Below are 22,733 nucleotides of genomic sequence, written 5' to 3'. Positions count from 1 at the left end.
AGTTGGTGGTAGGCTATACTTCTGAAGCTTTTTTAGGGTTTAAACCCAGATATTTTTTTACAAATTTGTTAAAATGGCTCATATCGCTAAAGGCAAACTCTTCGCTAATGCTCTTAATGGATTGGTTACTATATTTAAGTTTGTTCTTAATTAGTTTTAAGCGGTATTCGTTAATGTAAGTTTTAATGGTTTGGCCCATTCCTTTTTTAAAGAATGTGTTTAAATAATTAGGAGAAAATTTAAACTGGCTAGCCAGTGCGCTAAGTTTTATCAACTGCGGATTTTTTATATTAATGTGAATATAATCAGCGATTGTGGTAAGTAAATCACTATTTGTTTGAGCATCCTGAATTTCAAAAGTGGCAGTATTCTTTCTAATCAAAGCAAAAACAGCCCTAATAAGGTAAAAAATAACTTGATTACCTGGATTAAGAGAAACTTTCCATTCCTCGGCAATTACATACATTAAACGGCTTATTTTTTCCAACTCCGTTTTATTTTTCAATAGGCTTTGATTATTAGCGGATGTTAGGGCAATTAAATGATCTATTAATTTATTCCAGTCATCCGTAACCTGAGAGACAGAATATCCATTTAAATACGTATTGGTAAATTTTAATACCGTAAACTCTGTTTGCTCTTCAATGTTAAAAATATGATAATCTGCCGGAGCTAATAAAAATAATTCTGGTCCCTGATAATTACACTCAACATCATTTAAAGTATGGGTACCTTTGCCTGAGTGTATAAAAACCAATTCGAAATGGTTATGATTATGAACCGGATAAGGCCATTGCATGGTGTTAAAATGGCGTATAAAAAGTGCATCGTGCTGGATAAATCGTTGCATCGTTATTTATTACAATTATATCGTTCAAAAATACAATTATTGCGATTTCGCTTAACCTAAGTTTGTGTCATATTTCATTAAATCATGCACAATCAAGAACAAAAACCAATAAATCCACTTGTTATCCCTTTAATGGCTGTTGCGGCAGGTGTTATTGTTGCCAATATATATTACAATCAACCAATTTTAAAGGAAATTGCCTTATCTGTTCATGCTACAGAAAGTGAAATCGGTCGAATCTCGATGCTTTCACAATTAGGCTATGGTTTGGGAATGTTTTTTTTACTTCCGCTAGGGGATAAGCTAAGACGGAAAAAATTAATTTTAGTTCTTTGCACACTTTTAACCATAAGTTTGGTGGTATTTTCTTTAACGTCATCATTCTTTTTATTATGTGTTTTAAGCTTTTTAGTAGGCTTATTTTCCGTGCCAGCTCAAATTATTTTACCCATGGCAGCCACAATTTCAAAAGCCGATAGAGGTAAAACAGTAGGAAAGGTTTTTAGCGGTATTTTGGTTGGTATTTTAGGTGCCAGAGTAATTAGTGGTGTAATTGCTGAGTGGCTGGGTTGGCGATATGTATACGGTATTTCGGCAATAATGGTTGCCATTATCATCCTGTTACTTAAACTTTATTTACCTGATATTGCCCCAAAATTTAAAGGCAATTATAGCAAACTATTAAAATCAACAATTTCTTTAATTAGCGAATACCGTGTATTAAGGCAGTCGGCTTTATTGGGTGCTTTTACTTTCGGCATTTTTTGCTCTTTCTGGACCACCTTAACGTTTCATTTAAGTGCTCCACCATTGGGATTTCATACTGCAAAAATCGGTCTTTTTGGGCTCATTGCAATAGGTGGAGCTTTAGTAGCGCCATATTTTGGTAAACTGGCAGATGGTGGAAATACTTATAAATCTTTATTGATTACCGTTTCAATGATTATTGCCAGTCTATTATTGATTAAAATCTTTCCATTTTCAATCCCAGCACTTATTGTTGCCATCTTTTTTCTTGATATAGGCGTGCAGGCAACTCAAATTACAAACTTTACAAAAATTTATAGTTTGGATGAGCATGCACATAGTAGGCTTAACACCATCTACATGACCACATATTTTATTGGTGCAGCGGTAGGGACATTTTTCGGGCTACTTTCTTGGAAATTAGGTAAATGGAGTTTGTCTACCACTCAAATGCTGGTTTGGGGTGGCTTTGCACTTTTGATTATTATTACTTCTGAGCGGATTAACAAGCGGGTAAAATCGGCAAAAATTGCTGATAATTAACAAAATTTATATCACCGTCTATGTTTTTTGGATTCCAATTCCATATCTTTAGTATTGCAAAAAGTGTAGTAACATGGCAGAAATTAAATTTGAAACTGGCAACGGCGAACCCGCTGCATTTAACCTGTACGATGAGGGAAAGAAAATTGGTGAAATGGTTGTTGAAATTAAAGGCACTAATTTAACTGTTTATCATACAGAAGTAGATGAAGATCAGGGTGGAAAAGGATATGCCGGGCAGTTATTGGCTGCTATGGTTAGCTATGTGAGAGCGCATAATTTAAAGGTTATAGCGCTTTGTCCGTATGTACATGCACAATTTAAACGCCATCCAGATTTGTATGGTGACATTTGGAACCGCGGCGAAGAATAATTTATTTTAATAAGCAATGCTTAGAGCTTTCTTTCTGATAGCTCTATTTTTTATTTTATAAATCCCTTAATCAACAAAACAATTCAGCTATTTATAGGTTATAATTTCTATTAATCCTGTAAGCATACATCCCTTAATAATCTATAATGAATAAAAAAATCTGTGTTTTAGAGGATAATGATGACATCCGCGAATTAATTGGATTCATTTTGGAAGAAGAAAAATTTGATGTGGTTTCCTTTTCTACGGTTAGCGAATTTAATTCTAAAGCCATTAATGTGGATGCAGATGTTTTTTTACTTGATGTGATGCTACCTGATGGAAATGGGTTAGAGGTTTGCCGCAATTTAAAATCGCAGGAAAAGACCAAAAACATTCCAGTATTAATTATGACAGCAAATTCCAAAATGGATGAAATGTCTAACCAATGTGAAGCGCAAGATTTTATCTCTAAGCCGTTTGATATCAATGATTTGGTTAAGCGTGTAAACCTGCAGGTTAATAAACAATAAATTCCTTTTATTTTACGAAGAATTAGTGAGCTGATGAGCACAGCGAAAAGGTTGAATAACGAACAAATTCTCTCTATCCTCTCAGGATATAAAAATGCAATAGCCATTTACACAGGCGATGATATAATAATAGAAAGCGCAAACGATGCCATGATTTCCTTTTGGGGAAAAGATAGAAGCGTGATTGGAAAATCATTAGGTGTAGCTTTGCCAGAAATTAAGAATCAACCGTTTATGGGCATGCTCCAAGCAGTTATGCGCACTGGTATTGATGATAAGGGGAAGGCGATTAAGGCAGATTTGGAAGTAAATGGCTTGCTACAAACTTTTTATTTTGATTATGAATACATAGCGATTAAAGATGAAACAGGCAAAACTTACGCAATTTTGCATACCGCAACTGATGTAACTGATGTAGTTTTAGGACAGGAAGCAATAAAAAAGGCCAAAGAGCAAACGCTGGCACTTGAACGCGAACAAAGCCTAAATGAAGAACTTGCAGCATCTTATGAGGAATTAGAAAAAGTAAAAGAACACCTAGATCTACTAAATATCGAACTGGAAAGAAGGGTTTTGGAAAGAACATTAGCCCTTTCTAAATCCGAAAGTCGATTACGCTACTTGCTTTCTGATGCGCCAATTGCTATTGCGGTTTTTCAAGGAAGAGAATTAATTATTGAATCTGCCAATAAAAAGGTGCTCGAAGCCTGGGGTAAATCTAGTGATATAATTGGAAAACCACTTCACGTGGCCTTACCTGAATTAATTGGACAAAGCTTTTTGCAAATCCTTGATGATGTTTACACAACAGGAATTCCATTTTATGGCAATGAGGTTAAAGCATTGCTAGAACAAAATGGAAAAATTGAAGAAGTATATTCTAATTTTGTTTATCAACCATTAAAGGATGAAGAGGGTGTAACCAGAAGTATAATGCTTACCGCCAATGTAATTACCGATCAGGTAGTTTCTAAGCAAAATATACAAGCTTTAAATGAAGAACTTACGGTTATTAACGAAGAGTTGAATGAATCGCAAGAACGTATTGAACATGTTAATGAAAGTTTAAAGTTAAGTGAAGCAAGGCTAGATCAAATTTTAAGCGAGCTACCAACACCAATTGTAGTATTACGTGGCCCCAAACAGGAAATTTCATTAACAAACACAGCAATTTTAAACTTTTGGAATAAAACTAGGGAGGAAGTTATTGGTAGGCCAATGCTTGAAGTATTTCCTGAATTAACAACCCAACCATTTCCTGGTTTATGGAAAAAGGTATTGGAAACCGGAGAACCGATCATAAATAGAGAAAGACCAGTTAGGTTTAAACGACCAGATGGAAGCGACAGATTGTTTTATGTTGATTATTATTATCAGGTACTTCTAGATAGTAACGGAAACCATACCAGTGTACTTGCAACCGTAATTGATGTAACGGATAAAGTGGTTTCGAGGCAGCAAGTAGAGCAGGCTGAAGCAAAATTGCGTTTGGCAATTGATTCATCTGAACTTGGTACGTGGCATGTAGATACAGTAACGAGAGAGTTTACCCCATCAAACAGGTTAAAAGAAATATTTGGGTACTATGAAAGTGACGAAATGCCTTACGAGGCCGTAACAGCCCAAATTACGGATGAATTTAGAGTTGCTGTAAATCGGGCAATTATGGACGCAATTGCAACTGGAGAAAGTTATGATATGGAATTTTCTATCACCGGCTTTCATGATAAACAATTGCGCTGGGTAAGGGCTACTGGTAAACTTTATGATTCGGGTACGTTAACGGATTCAAATTTTTCGGGCACTGTTCAGGATATTACGCAGCGTAAACTTGAAGATCAGCGAAAAGATGATTTCTTAAGCATTGCCAGTCATGAATTAAAAACTCCAATTACAACACTAAAAGGTTCTTTACAGCTATTAGATCGTTACAAGGAAAATCTGAACCATCCAGTAGTGCCGCGTCTCATTGAGCAATCAAACGGAAGTGTTGCTAAAATAACAGGTTTAATTGATGATTTACTTAATACAACCAGAACCAACGAAGGGCAATTACATTTAAATAAAACGCATTTTAATATCGCCGAAATGCTAAATTCATGTTGCAATCACATCAGAATAGGAGGAAAGCACGATCTTAATTTAATAGGAGGTGCAGGATTAACAATTTATGCTGATGAACAGAGAATAGATCAAGTTGTGGTTAATTTTGTAAATAATGCAGCAAAATATGCACCTTTCAGTCGTGATATTAATTTAATTATAGAAGAACTACCAGAAAAAATTAAAGTTTCTGTTCAGGATTTTGGCTCAGGAATTCCAAAGGAGAAAATCCCACATCTTTTTGATCGTTATTATCGGGCAGATTACGGTGGCACACAATATTCTGGCTTAGGTTTGGGTTTATATATTAGCGCAGAAATTATTAAACGTCACGGTGGAGAAATAGGTGTTAATACAGAGCTTAACGAGGGCAGTACTTTTTGGTTTACCTTGCCAAAGCTTTAAAATATATAATACAGCATATGTTCTAAATTCGAATAATTAAGATTTATTGGCGAATAAAAAATACAAATCAGCGAATAATAATCCGAGTGTCTATTTAAAAGAATGAAACGCCATATTTACATCATTATCTGAAATGATAACGGGCATAATTCAATCTTAAAACAGTTATCTCCTTAACAATCAAATCAAAATTGATGTTTAAAGGAATCAATTTATAGGCATTTTGTATTTATTAATCTCTCAAGCTAAAACCATATGTAAGTATGGTTTTTTGCATTTAACCATAGATTCAAATTTTATTTTTAGTGTAGCGTTTTCATCATGTCAACCGTTTTAGGTACGATATTAACCTTACCATGAGGTTATTGAAACAATTAACAAAACTTAAACACGGATAATATATAACTCAGCACGGCTTTTAGTGTATCTGTTATTTTTATTCGTTATGCTTTAAAGCTTTTTTTAACTTTGGAACAACTAACTAAACTCACATACTTAAATTTAATGAAGAAACGCTCCTCCCAACTATTGGCACTTGCCATAATGTCCTTTCTTTTTTCTTGCGAAAAAGATATCCGGCAAACAAAATGCTACCAAGTCAAGTACATATCAGATTATTGTACCGATCAAAGCTCAATTTTAGTAAATTTTACTTCTAAAAATACCGATGCAACTCCTATTAAAGATAATGATGGGAAAATTATTGAGTATAGAGCAGCTTTAATTAACGTTCCTGAAAGTTATCGTATTGCTGGTAAAATTTTTTACATCAGGTATCATTATAATTCTGATGATAACATCGATACAAAAAACTGCCCAAAAGGACCAGGCTCTGTTAAAGTTTTAGCTGTTGATGCAGTTTCAAATGATGATTGCAATGTAAATTAAGTTGCAGCTAAAACTAAAATTAAAGAATGAGTGATTTATTGGAATATCTAATTCAAAAATCACTCATTCAAGATTAATTTATACTCCTTTAAAAATTACTTAACATTTTCTTTGATAAAAACCTGAGGATTAAAGTACCTGTCGTTTAGTTGTATTTTATTCATGGTTAACCAACTTGCACAGCCGTAATCATCAAATTTTTTGCGTATTTCTAAATGTAGATGATGGTAATCACCACCATATTTCTTACTTTCTTCTGGTGTAAATAAACGGGCTAATTTAGTGTTTGGGGTTACCTGTTGACCATTAGTTACATAAACTTCCTTAAGGTGTTTGTACGTGGTAAACATAAATTTACCATCTTTTAATTTATGTTTTACAACCACCGTACGCTGATTTTCGCCAAGGTGGATAGAACAAACAACACCATTTGCCATAGGATATACTGCAACCAATTTTGCTTTCGGCTTTGCAGGATTAATATCAATTGCTGTATGAATGTGGCCTTTATAAAAGCTATCGCGATGATCGCCAAAAATGCTGATAATCTTGATATTCTTAACATCTTTTCGGTTATTTACATCAAATGGTAAAAACCAATTATCGGCAACTGCAGCAGGATTTGCATCGGTGTAGTAGGGCTTCCAACGATCCTTATCTTTCTCAATAGTTGGTGTTTCTGTAAATAAAAATGTAAATAGAATAATTAATACTGTTCTCATAAATTAATTGATTAGCGGAGAACAAGATACTAATTTTAAGCAACTATTTAATTAGTTGTTTTCCTTTTCAATTCTAAAACGGTAATTTCTGGCCAAATGCCAATACGCCCAGAAAAGCCCAGAAAACCGAAGCCACGATTGATGTTTAAATAACGATTGTTTTCTGATTTAATGCCTGCCCAGTGCTTGTATCTATATTTTACGGGGCTCCACTTAATTCCAAAAGCCTCAATGCCAAATTGCATGCCATGTGTGTGCCCAGCTAATGTAAGCTGAATTTTTGATGGAAATTGTTTTACCTGAACATCCCAATGAGAAGGATCATGAGAAAGCAAAACCTTAAAATCATTGGCATTAGTATTTTGTAACGCCATTTTTAAATCACCACGTTCGCCAAAACCAATACCCCAATTTTCTACCCCTGCTAAAATAATTTTCTCTCCGTTTTTAACAATTTCTACATGTTCATCAAGCAAAAGTTTAAAGCCTAAATCTTTATGGTAATTTTTTAACTGCTGTAAATTGTTGATTTTATCAGCTTCGGTTGGCCATTTAATATAATCACCATAATCATGATTGCCTAAAATAGAAAACTGCCCAAATGGAGCCTTAATTTGCGAAAAGTGTCCAATGTAAGGCTTAATTTCAGCCGCTGCATTATTAACTAAATCACCTGTAAAAACAAATAAATCGCTTTTTTGCGCATTAATCATATCAATTCCTTTTTGTACTGCCGTTGGGTTGGTAAAACTTCCTGCATGTACATCGGATATCTGCGTGATTGTAAATCCATCAAAACTTTCAGGCAAATCATCAAAATACAAAGTATGTTTAATTACGCGATAAGCATATTTACCCAAAGTAATGCCATAAGCAAATAACGCAATGGTAATAGCAAACATAAAGAGCGAAAAATCTGTCCAGTAAACATTTCTTTGAACCCAATGAAATCCTGAATCAGTAAAATTGGAATTTGCCGAAAGGATTAATCGATAAGCATCACCGATGATTAAAAATATGCTAAAAACAAGCTCTGAAGCTAGAAGGATTAAAAAAATATGGCTAACAATTAAAAAGAACTTGTTTACTCCAGCGCTTCTCATTTTTGTAATTGCAAAAAATAGAGATATGGATAAACCTATTATTGCAACCCAGAAAACTGGTGTTAACCAAGATGGATTAAATATAGTGTGCAGACCAGAAAGTACGTAGGCATTAATTAATAAGAAAGCTAAAGCAAACAGGATTACAGGTAAAAGGTTAAATCTTCTCTTCATTTGTAGAGTTACAAGTATTTTTGGTAAAAGTAGATTTTAAACGCAGATAATTAGCTGGAAGTTTTATCTGGTTGATTTTTTTACGATTGTTTGATTAAAGGACTAATATTCAGATAACCATTGTAAAAGATTTGTCTGTAAAGCGCTAAATTTGAAAAGCATGCCTTTTAAAGCCCAATTTATAAGCAAACAGGTTTTAAATTTTACATTCTTTTATTAGCTTTGTGCAAATATGCTATCCAAAAAAACAAAATATGCCATAAAGGCTTTAGTCGCTCTTGGCAAAAATGTAGAAAAACCGCCTATGCAAATTTCCAAAATTGCAGAGGAGGAGCATATTCCTAAAAAATTCCTGGAGCAAATTCTGCTCGATTTACGTAACGCAGGCTTTTTATACAGTAAAAAAGGTGCTGGAGGTGGTTATAGCTTAAACAAAAAACCAGAAGAAATTTTCTTGGTACACGTAATGCGCATCACCGATGGACCAATTGCTATGGTGCCCTGTGCAAGTTTAAACTTTTATCACAAGTGTGATGAATGTACGGATGAGGTAACCTGTGGAATTAGAAGCGCTTTTATTGATGTAAGAGATGCTACTTTAAAGGTTTTAGCCGAAACCAGCATTGCTGATGTAATTGCCCGCGAAGACAAGCTGAAAACGCTGATTTAAAATTTTTTACAATAAATTACTACTATTCCTATATACTTTATATATTTGGGGGATGAAATTTATAATAAATCGTAATTTTATGAATAACCAACTGATGTGTTGTTACTGTAAAGTAGCATAAGGGGCGATCTATAATTATAATTTATATAAAAATATTTGATGCTTCCTGGTAATAAGGAGGCATTTTTTGAATAAAAGCAAAACAACAAAACATGCAAAGTTTCAGAACAGAACTCGAAAACCCAGTTATTGAGCAGGATATTATCGATTTGGAGAAGAAGATTAGGGCTTTTCGAGACGGAACCATACACGATGAAAAATTTAGAAGCCTACGTTTAGCCCGCGGCGTTTATGGGCAACGCCAACCTGGTGTACAAATGGTGCGCATAAAATTACCCTTTGGTAAAATTACCTTTAAGCAGCTGTTGCGCATTGCAGATATTGCTGATGAATACGGAAGCGGTAATCTACATTTAACAACCCGTCAGGATATTCAAATTCATTATGTGAGCCTGGATAAAACACCAGAATTATGGGCAAAACTGGAGCAGGATGATATTACACTTCGCGAAGCATGCGGAAATACCGTACGTAATGTAACTTCATCACCAAATGCAGGCATCGATCCGGATGAACCTTTTGATGTTTCGCCGTATGCACAAGCCGTTTTTGCTTACTTTTTAAGAAATCCAATCTGCCAGGAAATGGGCAGAAAAATTAAAATTTCCTTTTCTTCAAGCGATAAAGATACTGCATATAGCTATATCCACGATTTAGGTTTTATTCCTAAAATAAATGAAAAAGGAGAGCGTGGCTTTAAGGTTTTATTTGCTGGTGGCTTAGGTGCTCAACCATTTTTAGCAAATGCAGTTCACGAATTTTTACCAGAAGATCAGCTAATTCCTTTTACTGAATCGGTTTTAAGGGTTTTTGACCGTTATGGAGAAAGAAGCAATCGCAATAAAGCACGTTTAAAATATTTAGTGCAGAAACTAGGCTTGGAGGAAGTTTTACGTTTGGTAGCCGAAGAGCGAATTGCCAATAAGGTAAAAACCTTTAAAATAGATTTAAATACCGTTCCTCAGCCGCCTTTGCCATTAGAGCAAAGTTTTAGCGAGGTAAAAATAGAAAATGAAAACCACTATAAGCACTGGCTCGCCACAAATGTAATTGAACAAAAGCAGAGCGGTTTTTATGGCGTTTACATTAAAGTGCAAGTTGGCGATATTAAAACGGATAAAGCTCGTGCTTTGGTTGCAGCGGTAAGACCATTTGTTGCAGACGAAATCAGAATTACCCAAAATCAGGGCTTACTTTTAAAGTTTGTTAGGGAAGAAGCCTTACCTTCATTATATGTATCACTAAACAAAATTGGCTATACAACAGCAGGCTTTGATAGCTTGGCTGATATTACAACTTGCCCAGGCACAGATACTTGTAATTTAGGTATATCAAATTCTATGACTTTAGCAGAGGTTTTGGAAGATGTGATTTATACCGATTTTCCAGAATTTATTTACGAAAAAAATATCAAAATTAAAATTAGTGGCTGTATGAATTCTTGCGGTCAGCATGGTTTAGCAGAAATTGGTTTTCATGGTAGCTCGGTAAAAGCCGAAGGTAAAGTTGTGCCTGCCGTACAGGTAATGCTTGGAGGCGGAACTGTTGGAAATGGCTTTGGAAGGGTAGCAGAAAGGGTAATTAAAGTGCCATCAAAAAGGGCAACGAGCGTATTACATTATATTTTGAATGATTTTAAGGCAAATAACCTGGACGACGAAAATTTCCATGGATATTACGATAGGAAAGGAAAAGATCATTTTTATCAGCTTTTAAAACCTTTGGCTGATTTAACCAATCTACAGAATGATGAATTTGTTGATTGGGGGCATGTAGAGCAATTTGAAACCGCAATTGGTGTTGGCGAATGTGCTGGAGTTGTAATTGATTTGGTTGCCACTTTATTACTTGAAGCCGATGAAAAATTTAGTTGGGCAAAGCAAAATTTGGATAAACATGCTTATGCAGATGCCATTTACCATACTTATAGCACATTTGTGAGTGCTGCAAAATCATTGCTTTTGGATAAGGGCGTAAATAGTAGCACACAAGTTGGCGTAATTAGAGAGTTTGATAATCATTATGTAGAAAACGGAGCATTTTCTTTAAAAAGTTCCTTTTCAGATTTGGTTTTACAGATTAATAAAAACGAACCATCGGCAGAATTTGCTCAACAATATTTTGAAGAAGCAAATCAATTTTTAAACCAAATTAAGGCTAAAAGAGCTGAAAGCAGCAAATTGATAGAATTATAAAGTGATAGAATGATAGATTGAATGATTGAATGATAGGATGATAGAATGATTGAATGGAAATGACACAAGTAAGCACTCACTCATTCAAAATTATATAATGGAAACGATGCAGGTAAACATTCACTCATTCAAAATTCACTCATTCAAAATTATATAATGGAAACGATGCAGGTAAACATTCATTCATTCAAAATTCACTCATTCAAAATTATATAATGGAAACGGTGCAGGTAAACATTCATTCATTCAAAATTATATAATGGAAATGATGCAGGTAAACATTCATTCATTCAAAATTCACTCATTCAAAATTATATAATGGAAACGATGCAGGTAAACATTCACTCATTCAAAATTCATTCATTCATTCAATCTATCATTCATTCAAATTTAAAAAGACATGAGCGATCAAAAAATATATAAAGAATCAAAAATAACACTTTTAGGGGCTGGTCCAGGTGATCCAGATTTATTAACTTTAAAAGGTGTTAAAGCTTTGCAAACAGCGGATGTAGTTTTGTATGATGCCCTAACTAATGAGGCTTTGTTAGAACATGCACCCGAAAGTGCGATAAAGGTTTATGTAGGTAAACGCTCCGGCGAACATTCTTATCCACAAGACACCATTAACAAACTTATGATTGATTATGCGCTTAACTACGGTCATGTGGTACGCTTAAAAGGGGGCGATCCATTTGTTTTTGGAAGGGGTTATGAAGAGCTTGATTATGCAGCTTCTTACAGCATTCCTGTTAGCGTTATTCCAGGTATTTCCAGCTCAATTGGAGTTCCTGGTTTGCAGCAAATTCCGGTAACACACCGCGGTTTGAGCGAAAGTTTTTGGGTAATTACAGGCACTACAACATCAGGAGACGTTTCTGCAGATATTTATCAGGCAGCACAATCTAATGCAACAGTAGTAGTTTTAATGGGCTTAAAAAAACTACCGCAAATTGTTGAGATTTTCAAAGCAGCTGGGAAAGAAAATTTACCAACAGCGGTTATTCAAAATGGATCAGCTGATGATGAAAAACTGGTTATTGGTAAAGTGGAAAATATTTTAGATAGAGTTAAAGAGCAGGGAATTAAAGCACCAGCCTTAATCATTTTTGGCGAAGTGGTTTCCTTACATCCTTCATTTAAAAAACTGGTAAAACAATATGCAACTATCGCCTAACCACCAAGATAATGAACATACTTTTTCTGAAGAAGAAAAAGGAAATCAGCTATTTCCGGTTTTTGTAAAACTGAATAAGCTGCATACATTATTAATTGGTGCAGGTAATATAGGGTTAGAAAAACTTCGGGCAATTGTAAACAACAGCAACCATGCAAAAATTACAATCGTTGCCGAGCTGGTATTACCCCAAGTTTATGAACTTATTAAAGATTATCCAGAAATTAAGATAAGGCAAAAAAGTTTTGATGTTAGCGATTTAGATAATATTGACATTGTTTTTGCAGCAACTAACAATCAAATTTTAAATGAAGAAATTAGAACAGTAACGCACGAAAAAGGCTTGCTGATTAATGTTGCTGATAAGCCTGATCTTTGTGATTTTTATTTGGGATCAATAGTGCAGAAGGGTGATTTAAAAATTGCCATTTCCACCAATGGTAAATCACCAACAATAGCAAAGCGACTTAAACAGATATTAAACGAAGGCTTGCCCGCAGAGTTGGATGCTACGCTGCAAAATATGAGCGCTTTACGAAATACACTTAATGGCGATTTTACTGCAAAGGTTAAAAAACTTAATAAGGTTACCGAGCGTTTGGTAAATCCAAAAAAGAACTTTTTTGAAGCCAATATTAAGTGGTTAATCTGGCTGGCAGCAATTTTATTAATAGCAACTGCAGGTGTTACCTTATGGAATACGGAGCCAGAGTTTCAAACATTTTTTATTAATATCGATCCATTATTTTATTGGTTTCTGGGTGCTGGTTTTGTATTTGCGCTCATTGATGGCGCAATAGGCATGTCATATGGCGTAACATCGGCTTCTTTCTCCTTGGCTATGGGTTTACCTCCCGCCTCAGCAAGTATGGCAATTCACATATCCGAAGTAATGAGCAATGGTATTGCCGGTTGGATGCATTATAAAATGGGCAACGTAAATTGGAAACTCTTTAAAATACTAATTATTCCTGCAATTATTGGCGCAGTTTTAGGAGCCTATATTTTATCATCGTTAGAACATTATAGCTCGTATGTAAAACCAATTGTTGCCGTTTACACCTTGTTTTTAGGCGGTGTAATTTTAATGAAAGCCTTCAATATTAAAAGGAAGAAAGCCGATCAAAAAATTAAAAAAATTGGTCTTTTGGGCTTTGTTGGAGGTTTTATTGATGCCGCTTTTGGTGGTGGCTGGGGATCAATTGTTTTATCAAGCTTAATTGCCGGTGGCAGGCACCCATTATTTTCTTTAGGAACAGTAAAAATTAGCCGCTTTTTTATTGCTACGCTAAGTTCGTTAACTTTTTTTACTATGCTTGGTGGCAAACACTGGGAGGCTGTGTTGGGTTTAATTATCGGCAGCGCCATTGCATCGCCAATTGCAGCAAGAGTTTCTAATAAAATCTCAGCAAAAACAATTATGGTTGCCGTAGGAATTATTGTAATGCTTGTGAGCTTACGAAGCGTAGTAATGTTTATTTTAAAATTATTTTAAGTGATGGAGATTTTAGAGGAGATAAAGGAAAAATTAAATGGTCTAAATATTATTGAAAAATTAAGTTTATTGGCAGATCAATATGCTGATAAAATTATCTTTTCAACAAGTTTTGGATGGGAAGATCAGGTAATTACACATTTAATTTTTGCTAATAACATTCCAATTAAAGTTTTTACTTTGGAAACCGGACGGCTTTTTCCTGAAACCTATTATGTTTGGAACCGTACGTTAGAAATTTATAATAAGCCAATTTATGCGTACTATCCTAAAAATGAATTGTTGCAGGATATGGTTAATACCAAAGGCCCTAATAGCTTTTATGAATCTGTAGAAAACAGAAAAGAATGCTGTTATATTCGTAAAATAGAACCATTAAAAAGGGCTTTAAAAGGAAATGAAATCTGGGTTACAGGAATAAGGGCAGATCAAAGTGCAAACCGAGAAGATATGCACGATTTAGAGTGGGATGAAGGCAACCAATTGATTAAATTCCATCCAATTTTTGATTGGACATTAGATGATGTAAAGCAATATATAAAAGCAAATAATATTGTTTATAACACACTGCACGATAAAGGTTTTCCGAGTATTGGTTGCGCCCCATGTACAAGAGCGGTACAGCCAGGTGAGGATTTTAGAGCTGGAAGATGGTGGTGGGAAGATCAATCGAAAAAGGAATGTGGCTTGCACGCTACCGAAGTAAATGTGGTTGAGAATACCAAATTGTAAAAAATAAAAAGGCAACAACAAATGATATAACAGATTGAAGAATGGAATGTGCATTTTTATGAGGCTAAAATTCACACATTCAAAAAAATCAATCATTCAAAAATTTATAAATGAGCACATATAATTTTGATTATTTAGATGAACTAGAGGCCGAGGCCATTCATATTTTACGTGAAGTGGCGGGGCAATTTGAAAAACCTGCCTTATTATTTTCTGGTGGTAAGGATTCTATCACCTTAGTGCGTTTGGCAGAAAAAGCTTTTCGCCCAGGTAAATTTCCCTTCCCATTGGTACATATAGATACTGGACATAATTTTGAGGAAACCATTACTTACCGCGATAAAATGATTGAGCGGATTGGCGAAAAACTAATTATTGGCTCTGTACAGGAATCGATAGATCAAGGTAAAGTTGTAGAGCAAAAGGGTAAAAATGCCAGTAGAAATGCCTTGCAAACCGTTACCCTTTTAGATACCATTGCAAAATATGAATTTGACGCCTGCATTGGTGGCGCCCGTAGAGATGAAGAAAAAGCCCGTGCAAAAGAACGTATCTTTTCTGTAAGAGATGAGTTTGGACAATGGGATCCCAAACGCCAGCGCCCAGAACTTTGGAATATTTACAACGGTAAAATCCATAAAGGAGAAAATGTTCGCGTTTTCCCAATTAGCAATTGGACAGAATTAGATGTATGGAATTATATCCGTAGAGAAAAGATCGATTTGCCAAGCATTTACTTTGCTCATAATCGCGATTGTATTACTAGAAATGGACAACTTATGGCTGCATCTCCATTTTTAAATATGGATAATGAAGATGTTGTAATCAATAAAACCGTTCGCTTCCGAACCGTTGGCGATATGTCTTGTACAGCTGCTGTTGAATCTGAAGCTACTTTAATCGATGATATTATTGAAGAAATAAGTGCTTCAAAAATTTCAGAAAGAGGTGCTCGTATGGACGATAAAGTGTCTGAAGCAGCTATGGAAGACAGAAAAAAAGGAGGATACTTTTAGTCTTGAACTCAGCATATTAATCTGATCTCATTTACTAATCTAATCTCTCATTCATTCAATTATTTTTAACATGAATATATTAAAATTTTTCACCGCTGGTAGTGTAGATGATGGTAAAAGTACCCTTATTGGCCGTTTATTATACGATACAGATTCCATTTTAGCAGATCAGTTAGAAGCCTTACAAAGCTCTAACCGTAAAAACGACGATGGTACAATAGATTTAGCCATTTTAACCGATGGTTTAAGAGCAGAGCGAGAGCAAGGCATAACCATTGATGTGGCTTATAAATATTTCCAAACGGATAAACGTAAATTCATCATTGCAGATACTCCTGGGCATATTCAGTACACCCGAAATATGGTTACTGGTGCTTCAACGGCAAATTTAGCAATCATATTAATTGATGCCCGCAATGGTGTGGTAGAGCAAACCATTCGCCATTCTTACCTGGTTTCCCTTTTAGGAATTAAGCACATTGTGGTTTGTATTAATAAAATGGATATGGTTAATTACAGCGAAACTGTTTTTAGCTCCATTACCGAGAAATACAAAATTTTAGCGCAACAACTTAATTTAAAAGATGTAACCTATATTCCCGTTAGCGCATTAAAGGGCGATAATATTGTGCAACCATCTGAAAATATGGATTGGTATGAAGGAGAAAGTTTATTACACTTTTTGGAAAAGGTAGATACGGATGCGCAAGATAAATCGCAATTTGCACGCATGCCTGTTCAATGGGTTATTCGCCCTCAAACAGAAGAATTGCACGATTATCGCGGTTATGCTGGTCGGGTTTTAAGCGGAACTTTTAAATTAAATGATAAAGTAACCGTTCTGCCTTCGGGGGCAAGTTCTACAATAGAAAAGATAGAGTTTTTTGATCAAAGCCCTTCTGAAGCTTTAGCAGGACAATCGGTAACGATTCATTTAAAAGATGATGTAGATATTAGCCGGGGCGATACCATTGTTAATGCTTCGGCGTTGCCCAACGAATCCAAACTTATTGAAGCTGATTTATGCTGGATGGATAGCCGGGCATTGGATACTAATTTAACTTATTTTATTCAGCACAATAGTAAAACAACGCGTTGTAAGGTAAACGAAATTCTGCATAAAGTTGATATCAATACTTTAGAAAAACATGCCGCAGATGAGTTTAAACTAAATGATATTGGACGTGTAACCATTAAAACAGCAGATGCATTAGCTTTTGATTTATATGATGAAAATCGGGCAAATGGTTCAGCTATTTTGGTTGATAGTCGTACAAATCTTACCGTTGGAGCTTTAATGTTTAGGGCTGCGGTAGATTAATAGTACATTTTTTTATAAATAGAAAAGTGGAACAATCAGAACGGTTGTTCCACTTTTTTGTATAGGCTTTATCCTTGTTTTTTTTAAATTGTTTTATTTAAGTATATTAGTTGTAATTGATAACCCACTTATTATAATCTCTCAATTATGAAAAAAACAGTTTTTTATCTTTCGTTTCTGGCTATGCCACTAGCTTTTAGTTGTAATCAAGCAGGCAAAAAAGCCAATACATCAGGAAATGCTTCTTCAAAAGATAGCGTTTCTAATGTGCAATGCTACAAAGCAGATTTTGAAAAAGATAGTGCCGATTTAAAAGTAGAAACCCTCAGTTCGGGAAAGATTAAAGGTAAACTTACTGTGAAATACGAGAAGAAACCAATGAATGATGGATTAATTGCAGGCGAATTTAAAGGAGATACTTTATTTGTAAACTATACTTTTAAAACCGGTAAAGACACGGTAAGTGTTTTCACTAATCCATTAGCATTTTTGAAAAAAGATGGCAAGTTAATTATGGGCGTGGGGCAAATTGAAACAACCTTAGGAAGATCATATTTTGTAAAGGGTAAACCTATTAATTTTGAAAGAGGTAAGTTTACTTTTGAACCAAAAGACTGTAAATGAATTATATAAAGTATGAATTTCAAGATTAACGCACTCATTATTACCTTAAGTTTTTTTCTTTATCCTTTTTTAACCCACAGTCAAAGGATTTGTTATTCGGATCAAAATGGACACCCAATAAGTGAGCAAGAATGCAAGGACCAAATAGTGAAAGAAAAATTAGGCTGGGGTTACGTTAAAACAGACACAGCAATTGTTTACCAGTTGTCGGCAACTACGAAACAAGGAAAACTACCTCTAGATTTTGTGAAAAAGATCCGATCCGCACTTGAAAAATATTCTTCAGGAAATATAGATTCAAATTCATTATTAGTCATAAAATACTACACAGGTATTGAGCATCTTCTACATCCAGCTTTTAAAACAATGAAAAAAGATGCTAACCATTCAATAACTTGGGCTAAATACTTGCAAGACCTGGGTAATTTAAAATGTTATTATATCTATAGTTCTGCCTTATCTTCAGATAATTCTTATAGGGGCTTATATAATAATTTTAGGGATGAGTTGAATATATTCGATCAGTTTTTTGCGTTACAATATCCCTCATTTAGCGATATCTTTATTCGGCCCGATGGGAGGTATTATATTTTTTATGGCGTAAGTGTTAATGAAGGAACATTTAATCGCAATACTGTGTTGAAAAAGATGTTGAATGTGGATTTCGATGAAGCTAAACTTTAATTCCCTCAAAGCCATTAAAACGCAGTAAATTCTTTTATACCATTGTTAAATTATAACGATGTAAATGATCAAATAATTTATTTTAAAATAAATTACTACAATTTCTATAGACTTTGTATATTTGTTTAATTAGTAAATGCAAACAAGCAAAATTTTCTGTTATGATTTTGAATAAAGTAGAGAAAGCGAACATTGAACCAAGAATTACATTAATAGGTGCAGGTCCTGGAGATCCGGATTTATTTAGTTTAAAAGGTGTAAAGGCATTAAAAACAGCGGATGTTGTTTTATATGATGCAAATGTAAACGAAGCTTTATTAAATCATGCACCAGAAGGGATTCCTAAAGTTTATGTAGGAAAGCGTACGGATGATGAATCTTTTTCTCAAGATTCTGTTAACAAGTTGATTGTAGATTATGCTTTAAACTACGGTCATGTTGTTCGGTTAAAAAGTGGCGATCCATTTTTCTTTGCTAAAGGATACGAAGAAATAGATGCTGCAGAGTCATACAGTATTCCTACAGAGATTATTCCAGGCATTTCTAGTGCAACTGGGGCACCAAGCTTACAGAAAATTCCAATGATTTATAAAGACTTGAGCGAAAGTTTTTGGGCGGTAACAGGTACAAATTCTAAGGGAGAAATATCTGAAGATTTGTACATCGCAGCAAAAACCAAAGCAACAATCGTTGTTTTAAATGGAATAGAAAAAGTAAAAGAAATTGCAGCAATTTTTCAAGCAGAAAATAAAAATTTACTTCCCGTTGCTGTAATTCAAAATGGATCATCACCTGATGAAAAAATCGCCATAGGTATTGTAGATACAATTGCTGAGATTGTAGAAGATAAAAAAATTAATGCACCAGCTTTATTGGTTTTTGGTGATGTAGTTTCACTCCATCCACAGTTTCAACCAATTCGTGATTTCTACGAAATTATTGCTGAGGAATATTAAGACATATTCAGCTTAAACCTAAATTATATTTGTTTTGTTTAAAGCCGCCGGTGCAAGCCAGGTGGCTTTTTTATTGAAATTTAAATAAATCTGCTTTGGCTAAAATATGCCTAAATAATACGTAAAGAATTAATTTACAGGCGCATTTGAAAAGCATTATTATTTAACCGAAAATAAATTTTGCATTATTTGCAAACAGCAAAACAATTAGTAACTTAACAGGGTTATCTACACCAAATATTTAATGGAAATAATACATATAAGCGCCGAATGTTACCCTGTTGCAAAAGTTGGTGGTTTAGCCGATGTAGTAGGGGCCTTACCGAAATATCAAAATAAACTTGGCCACATTGCTAAAGTGGTGGTACCTGCTTACGATACCAAATTTATCCGCGAAAACGATTTCGAGGTAACTTATGATGCATGGGGAAATTATGGTAACAATCATTTTCAATACCGGATACTTAAAGAAAAAACCAATAAACTAGGTTTTGATTTATACATTATACACATACAAGGATTAACAGATAGACCAAATGTTTATGGCTATTTTGATGATACGGAGCGTTTCATGGCTTTTCAAATTGCTACACTCGATTGGATTGTGCAATGGGAGCACCAGCCTGATGTAATTCATTGCCATGATCATCATACAGGACTAATACCTTTTATGGTTGGTAATTCTATAAAATATCAACCGATTAATTCTGTGCCTACAGTTTTAACTATTCACAATGCACAGTACCAAGGTCAGTTTGGCTGGGATAAACTATACTATATTCCAGGTTTCGATTTATGGAAATCGGGTTTGCTTGAATGGAATAAAGATATTAATCCTTTGGCTGCAGCAATTAAATGCGCATGGAGGGTAACTACAGTATCGCCAAGTTATTTGGATGAAATGAGTTATAATGCCCGTGGATTAGAAAGTTTATTGAGGCAGGAGCGCGGAAAATCTATCGGTATTTTAAATGGAATTGATAATGAAGTTTGGGATACGCAAACAGATCCTATGCTCGAAAAAAATTACACAATTAAAACAGTAGAAGCTGGTAAATTGGCAAACAAAACGGCGCTTTGCAATGTTTTTGAATTAGATCCTTCCAAACCCTTATTTACATTTATTGGTAGATTAGTTGATGAAAAAGGGGCAGATTTATTACCAGATATTTTTTATACTGCTTTACAGCAGCATGGTGATAGCATTAACGTTTTGGTGTTAGGCTCAGGAGATAGTTGGGTAGAGGGCAGATTAAACCAATTGAAAGAAATTTTCGGAGGAAGATATAATGCATATATCGGTTATAATGAGCAGTTATCGCACCAAATTTATGCTGGAGCAGATTTTCTTATTATGCCATCAAGAGTTGAACCTTGCGGTTTAAATCAACTTTATGCATTGCGATATGGAACAGTACCAATTGTAAGAAGGGTAGGTGGCCTAAAAGATACTGTAATTGATATTGGTGATGATGGTTTCGGCATTTGCCACGATCAAACCACCATAGGCGATGTAACCCATGCAATTACCAGGGCTGTTGAACTGTATAACGATAAAAAGAAATTTAAGGCTGTGCGCAAAACAATGATGCAAATAGATCATTCGTGGGATAATGCGGCACAACAATATATAGAATTGTACCAAATATTAAAATAAGCTTAAACATGACCGACAAAGTTTTAGGCGTTATCCTTGGTGGTGGCCAAGGATCTAGATTATCGCCATTAACACAAACACGATCCAAACCCGCTGTTCCTATTGCGGGGAAATATCGACTGGTAGACATCCCAATTTCTAATTGCCTAAATTCTGGCATACACCGCATGTTTGTGTTAACTCAGTTCAATTCAGCATCCCTAAACAAACACATTAAAAACACGTATCACTTTAGCCATTTTAGTACGGCCTTTGTTGATATTTTAGCGGCTGAACAAACTGTGCAAAACTCAGGTTGGTTTCAAGGTACAGCCGACGCCGTGAGACAATGTATGCATCACATTGTTTCCCATGAGTTTGATTACATTTTAATTTTATCTGGCGATCAACTATACCAGATGGATTTTAAAGATATGATTGAAAAACACATCGAAGCAAATGCTGAAATATCCATCGCAACTATTCCCGTTACAGCAAAAGATGCTACAGATTTTGGTATTCTGAAGGCAGATGATGAAAATATGATTACCTCTTTCATCGAGAAACCTAAAACAGGATTGGAAGATTGGGTTTCTGATACCGGTGAAGAAATGCAAAGTGAAGGAAGAAATTTCCTTGCCTCAATGGGTATTTACGTTTTTAATCGTGATTTCCTTATTAATATTTTAAATGAAAACGCAGATGAGAAGGATTTTGGTAAAGAAATTTTACCACGTGCCATTGTAGCAAATCGCGTTTTAAGCTATCAGTATGAAGGTTACTGGACGGATATTGGTAATATTTCTTCGTTTTTTGAAGCCAATTTGGGCTTAACAGATGAGCTGCCGAAGTTTAATATGTTTGATAGCAATCATACTATTTTTACCAGGGCAAGAATGCTCCCACCTTCAAAGATTTCGGGTACTACTTTAGAAAAAACCATTATTGCCGAAGGTTGTATTATTCAGGCTAGTAGGGTAGAACATGCCGTTTTGGGTATTCGTTCCCGAATTGGAAAACATACGGTGGTAACCAATTCTTACATCATGGGAAGCGATCGTTACCAAACGCTAGAAGAAATTCAGAATGAAACCAATTCAGGTAATGCACTTATTGGTATTGGCGATCGTTGCTACATTAATAATGCAATTATTGATAAAAATTGTAGAATTGGCAATGACGTTAAAATCAATGGCGGCGATCATTTAGAGGATGGAGATTATGAACTTTACGCCGTTAAAGATGGTATCGTGGTAATTAAAAAAGGTGCTGTTTTGCCAAGCGGAACAGTAATTTAAATCCATTAATTTATATAAAAGCCGGATCAGAATTATAATCTGTTCCGGCATTTTTTTTGGAATTACGTCTGGGTTATTTAGAGAAAGCGCAAACTCTTTATTATTAAAAAACACTTTCATAAAAGTGACCAAGGTTGCTTTCCAAAAAGCAAAAATTAACATTAGGAAATGATCGGATTTAAGCTCTTGGCATACAGCAGTCCCGCTCCCGTTTCTGTTCCGATAAAAAGATCGTAACATTTACTCAGATCGGGTTTATATACAACGCTTAGCTGTTCGAGATGTTCGGTAACGGCATCTCGAATTAACAATAAAAAGGGTTCTCTGAACCCGTAAATAGGTAAAAGCTATAAATGGCCTTCAGGATTTGAAAATCATGCTTTATCAAT

20 protein-coding genes are annotated in these 22,733 nt (G+C 34.9%); 17 read left to right on the top strand and 3 right to left on the bottom strand.

From position 1 onward, the window contains the following. Positions 1 to 13: 13 nt before the first annotated feature. Positions 14 to 850, bottom strand: coding sequence for an AraC family transcriptional regulator (locus EHC72_RS06380; RefSeq protein WP_131536844.1), 837 nt, complete (start codon positions 848 to 850; stop codon positions 14 to 16). A gap of 84 nt (positions 851 to 934) precedes the next feature. On the opposite strand from EHC72_RS06380, the gene EHC72_RS06375 reads away from it, so the two are divergent. The 5 genes from EHC72_RS06375 to EHC72_RS06355 all read left to right on the top strand — a co-directional run bounded on the left by EHC72_RS06375 (position 935) and on the right by EHC72_RS06355 (position 6,421). Beyond that, on the top strand, positions 935 to 2,140 hold the full coding sequence (locus EHC72_RS06375) for an MFS transporter (RefSeq protein WP_131536843.1): 1,206 nt from the start codon (positions 935 to 937) through the stop codon (positions 2,138 to 2,140). A 73-nt stretch (positions 2,141 to 2,213) separates the two neighbouring features. Then, positions 2,214 to 2,513, top strand: a complete 300-nt coding sequence (locus EHC72_RS06370; protein WP_131536842.1) for a GNAT family N-acetyltransferase — start codon at positions 2,214 to 2,216, stop codon at positions 2,511 to 2,513. 146 nt (positions 2,514 to 2,659) lie between these two features. After that, positions 2,660 to 3,025: a response regulator gene (locus EHC72_RS06365; RefSeq protein ID WP_131536841.1), complete on the top strand. Its 366-nt coding sequence runs from the start codon at positions 2,660 to 2,662 to the stop codon at positions 3,023 to 3,025. Positions 3,026 to 3,058: 33 nt separating this feature from the next. After that, positions 3,059 to 5,533, top strand: a complete 2,475-nt coding sequence (locus EHC72_RS06360; RefSeq protein ID WP_131536840.1) for a PAS domain-containing sensor histidine kinase — start codon at positions 3,059 to 3,061, stop codon at positions 5,531 to 5,533. A gap of 504 nt (positions 5,534 to 6,037) precedes the next feature. Then, entirely contained in the window at positions 6,038 to 6,421 is a 384-nt protein-coding gene (locus tag EHC72_RS06355; RefSeq protein ID WP_131536839.1) for a hypothetical protein, read from the top strand. Positions 6,422 to 6,516: 95 nt separating this feature from the next. Here the strand turns inward: EHC72_RS06355 and EHC72_RS06350 are convergent, their stop codons facing one another. Both EHC72_RS06350 and EHC72_RS06345 read right to left on the bottom strand, forming a co-directional pair. Then, positions 6,517 to 7,143: a M23 family metallopeptidase gene (locus EHC72_RS06350; RefSeq protein WP_131536838.1), complete on the bottom strand. Its 627-nt coding sequence runs from the start codon at positions 7,141 to 7,143 to the stop codon at positions 6,517 to 6,519. A gap of 47 nt (positions 7,144 to 7,190) precedes the next feature. Continuing rightward, positions 7,191 to 8,420: a metallophosphoesterase gene (locus tag EHC72_RS06345; RefSeq protein ID WP_131536837.1), complete on the bottom strand. Its 1,230-nt coding sequence runs from the start codon at positions 8,418 to 8,420 to the stop codon at positions 7,191 to 7,193. Between the two features lie 232 nt (positions 8,421 to 8,652). Between EHC72_RS06345 and EHC72_RS06340 the strand changes: the two genes are divergently transcribed. From EHC72_RS06340 to EHC72_RS06285, 12 genes are all read left to right on the top strand, one after another. Continuing rightward, positions 8,653 to 9,090 carry an RrF2 family transcriptional regulator gene (locus EHC72_RS06340; protein WP_131536836.1) on the top strand — a complete coding sequence of 146 codons (438 nt, stop codon included), beginning with the start codon at positions 8,653 to 8,655 and terminating at the stop codon, positions 9,088 to 9,090. Positions 9,091 to 9,302: 212 nt separating this feature from the next. Further along, positions 9,303 to 11,405, top strand: coding sequence for a HEPN domain-containing protein (locus EHC72_RS06335; RefSeq protein ID WP_131536835.1), 2,103 nt, complete (start codon positions 9,303 to 9,305; stop codon positions 11,403 to 11,405). 400 nt (positions 11,406 to 11,805) lie between these two features. Beyond that, positions 11,806 to 12,582, top strand: coding sequence for a uroporphyrinogen-III C-methyltransferase (gene cobA, locus EHC72_RS06330; protein ID WP_131536834.1), 777 nt, complete (start codon positions 11,806 to 11,808; stop codon positions 12,580 to 12,582). Next, complete coding sequence (locus EHC72_RS06325; RefSeq protein ID WP_131536833.1) at positions 12,566 to 14,077, top strand: TSUP family transporter; 1,512 nt, start codon at positions 12,566 to 12,568, stop codon at positions 14,075 to 14,077. Before cobA (EHC72_RS06330) ends, EHC72_RS06325 begins: the two co-directional genes overlap by 17 nt. 3 nt (positions 14,078 to 14,080) lie before the next feature. Further along, positions 14,081 to 14,809 carry a phosphoadenylyl-sulfate reductase gene (locus tag EHC72_RS06320; RefSeq protein WP_131536832.1) on the top strand — a complete coding sequence of 243 codons (729 nt, stop codon included), beginning with the start codon at positions 14,081 to 14,083 and terminating at the stop codon, positions 14,807 to 14,809. 110 nt (positions 14,810 to 14,919) lie between these two features. Beyond that, positions 14,920 to 15,825 (top strand): sulfate adenylyltransferase subunit CysD, encoded by a 906-nt coding sequence (gene cysD / locus EHC72_RS06315; RefSeq protein WP_131536831.1) that lies wholly within the window; start codon positions 14,920 to 14,922, stop codon positions 15,823 to 15,825. A 70-nt stretch (positions 15,826 to 15,895) separates the two neighbouring features. After that, complete coding sequence (locus EHC72_RS06310) at positions 15,896 to 17,146, top strand: sulfate adenylyltransferase subunit 1 (RefSeq protein WP_131536830.1); 1,251 nt, start codon at positions 15,896 to 15,898, stop codon at positions 17,144 to 17,146. Between the two features lie 147 nt (positions 17,147 to 17,293). Then, complete coding sequence (locus tag EHC72_RS06305) at positions 17,294 to 17,770, top strand: hypothetical protein (RefSeq protein WP_131536829.1); 477 nt, start codon at positions 17,294 to 17,296, stop codon at positions 17,768 to 17,770. Between the two features lie 12 nt (positions 17,771 to 17,782). After that, positions 17,783 to 18,454 (top strand): hypothetical protein, encoded by a 672-nt coding sequence (locus EHC72_RS06300; protein WP_131536828.1) that lies wholly within the window; start codon positions 17,783 to 17,785, stop codon positions 18,452 to 18,454. Positions 18,455 to 18,615: 161 nt separating this feature from the next. Continuing rightward, positions 18,616 to 19,410, top strand: a complete 795-nt coding sequence (gene cobA, locus EHC72_RS06295) for a uroporphyrinogen-III C-methyltransferase (RefSeq protein WP_131536827.1) — start codon at positions 18,616 to 18,618, stop codon at positions 19,408 to 19,410. Between the two features lie 244 nt (positions 19,411 to 19,654). Next, positions 19,655 to 21,067 (top strand): glycogen synthase, encoded by a 1,413-nt coding sequence (locus EHC72_RS06290; RefSeq protein ID WP_131536826.1) that lies wholly within the window; start codon positions 19,655 to 19,657, stop codon positions 21,065 to 21,067. 8 nt (positions 21,068 to 21,075) lie between these two features. Then, a complete protein-coding gene (locus tag EHC72_RS06285) occupies positions 21,076 to 22,344 on the top strand; it encodes a glucose-1-phosphate adenylyltransferase (protein WP_131536825.1) in 1,269 nt (422 codons plus the stop codon). The last annotated feature ends 389 nt before the right edge of the window (positions 22,345 to 22,733 follow it).

Source organism: Pedobacter nototheniae, from assembly GCF_004335085.1.
GTDB classification, from domain to species: domain Bacteria; phylum Bacteroidota; class Bacteroidia; order Sphingobacteriales; family Sphingobacteriaceae; genus Pedobacter; species Pedobacter nototheniae.
This window is presented reverse-complemented; position numbering and strand designations above follow the sequence as displayed.

Bases quoted from the DNA above. Each gene is read 5' to 3' on its own strand.
- EHC72_RS06350 (WP_131536838.1), bottom strand. From the start codon at position 7,143: ATGAGAACAGTATTAATTATTCTATTTACATTTTTATTTACAGAAACA.
- EHC72_RS06320 (WP_131536832.1), top strand. From the start codon at position 14,081: ATGGAGATTTTAGAGGAGATAAAGGAAAAATTAAATGGTCTAAATATT.
- EHC72_RS06370 (WP_131536842.1), top strand. From the start codon at position 2,214: ATGGCAGAAATTAAATTTGAAACTGGCAACGGCGAACCCGCTGCATTT.
- cysD (WP_131536831.1), top strand. From the start codon at position 14,920: ATGAGCACATATAATTTTGATTATTTAGATGAACTAGAGGCCGAGGCC.
- EHC72_RS06310 (WP_131536830.1), top strand. From the start codon at position 15,896: ATGAATATATTAAAATTTTTCACCGCTGGTAGTGTAGATGATGGTAAA.
- EHC72_RS06375 (WP_131536843.1), top strand. From the start codon at position 935: ATGCACAATCAAGAACAAAAACCAATAAATCCACTTGTTATCCCTTTA.
- EHC72_RS06365 (WP_131536841.1), top strand. From the start codon at position 2,660: ATGAATAAAAAAATCTGTGTTTTAGAGGATAATGATGACATCCGCGAA.
- EHC72_RS06345 (WP_131536837.1), bottom strand. From the start codon at position 8,420: ATGAAGAGAAGATTTAACCTTTTACCTGTAATCCTGTTTGCTTTAGCT.
- EHC72_RS06380 (WP_131536844.1), bottom strand. From the start codon at position 850: ATGCAACGATTTATCCAGCACGATGCACTTTTTATACGCCATTTTAAC.
- EHC72_RS06300 (WP_131536828.1), top strand. From the start codon at position 17,783: ATGAATTTCAAGATTAACGCACTCATTATTACCTTAAGTTTTTTTCTT.
- EHC72_RS06355 (WP_131536839.1), top strand. From the start codon at position 6,038: ATGAAGAAACGCTCCTCCCAACTATTGGCACTTGCCATAATGTCCTTT.
- EHC72_RS06340 (WP_131536836.1), top strand. From the start codon at position 8,653: ATGCTATCCAAAAAAACAAAATATGCCATAAAGGCTTTAGTCGCTCTT.
- cobA (WP_131536834.1), top strand. From the start codon at position 11,806: ATGAGCGATCAAAAAATATATAAAGAATCAAAAATAACACTTTTAGGG.
- EHC72_RS06335 (WP_131536835.1), top strand. From the start codon at position 9,303: ATGCAAAGTTTCAGAACAGAACTCGAAAACCCAGTTATTGAGCAGGAT.
- EHC72_RS06285 (WP_131536825.1), top strand. From the start codon at position 21,076: ATGACCGACAAAGTTTTAGGCGTTATCCTTGGTGGTGGCCAAGGATCT.
- EHC72_RS06290 (WP_131536826.1), top strand. From the start codon at position 19,655: ATGGAAATAATACATATAAGCGCCGAATGTTACCCTGTTGCAAAAGTT.
- EHC72_RS06360 (WP_131536840.1), top strand. From the start codon at position 3,059: ATGAGCACAGCGAAAAGGTTGAATAACGAACAAATTCTCTCTATCCTC.
- EHC72_RS06305 (WP_131536829.1), top strand. From the start codon at position 17,294: ATGAAAAAAACAGTTTTTTATCTTTCGTTTCTGGCTATGCCACTAGCT.
- EHC72_RS06325 (WP_131536833.1), top strand. From the start codon at position 12,566: ATGCAACTATCGCCTAACCACCAAGATAATGAACATACTTTTTCTGAA.
- cobA (WP_131536827.1), top strand. From the start codon at position 18,616: ATGATTTTGAATAAAGTAGAGAAAGCGAACATTGAACCAAGAATTACA.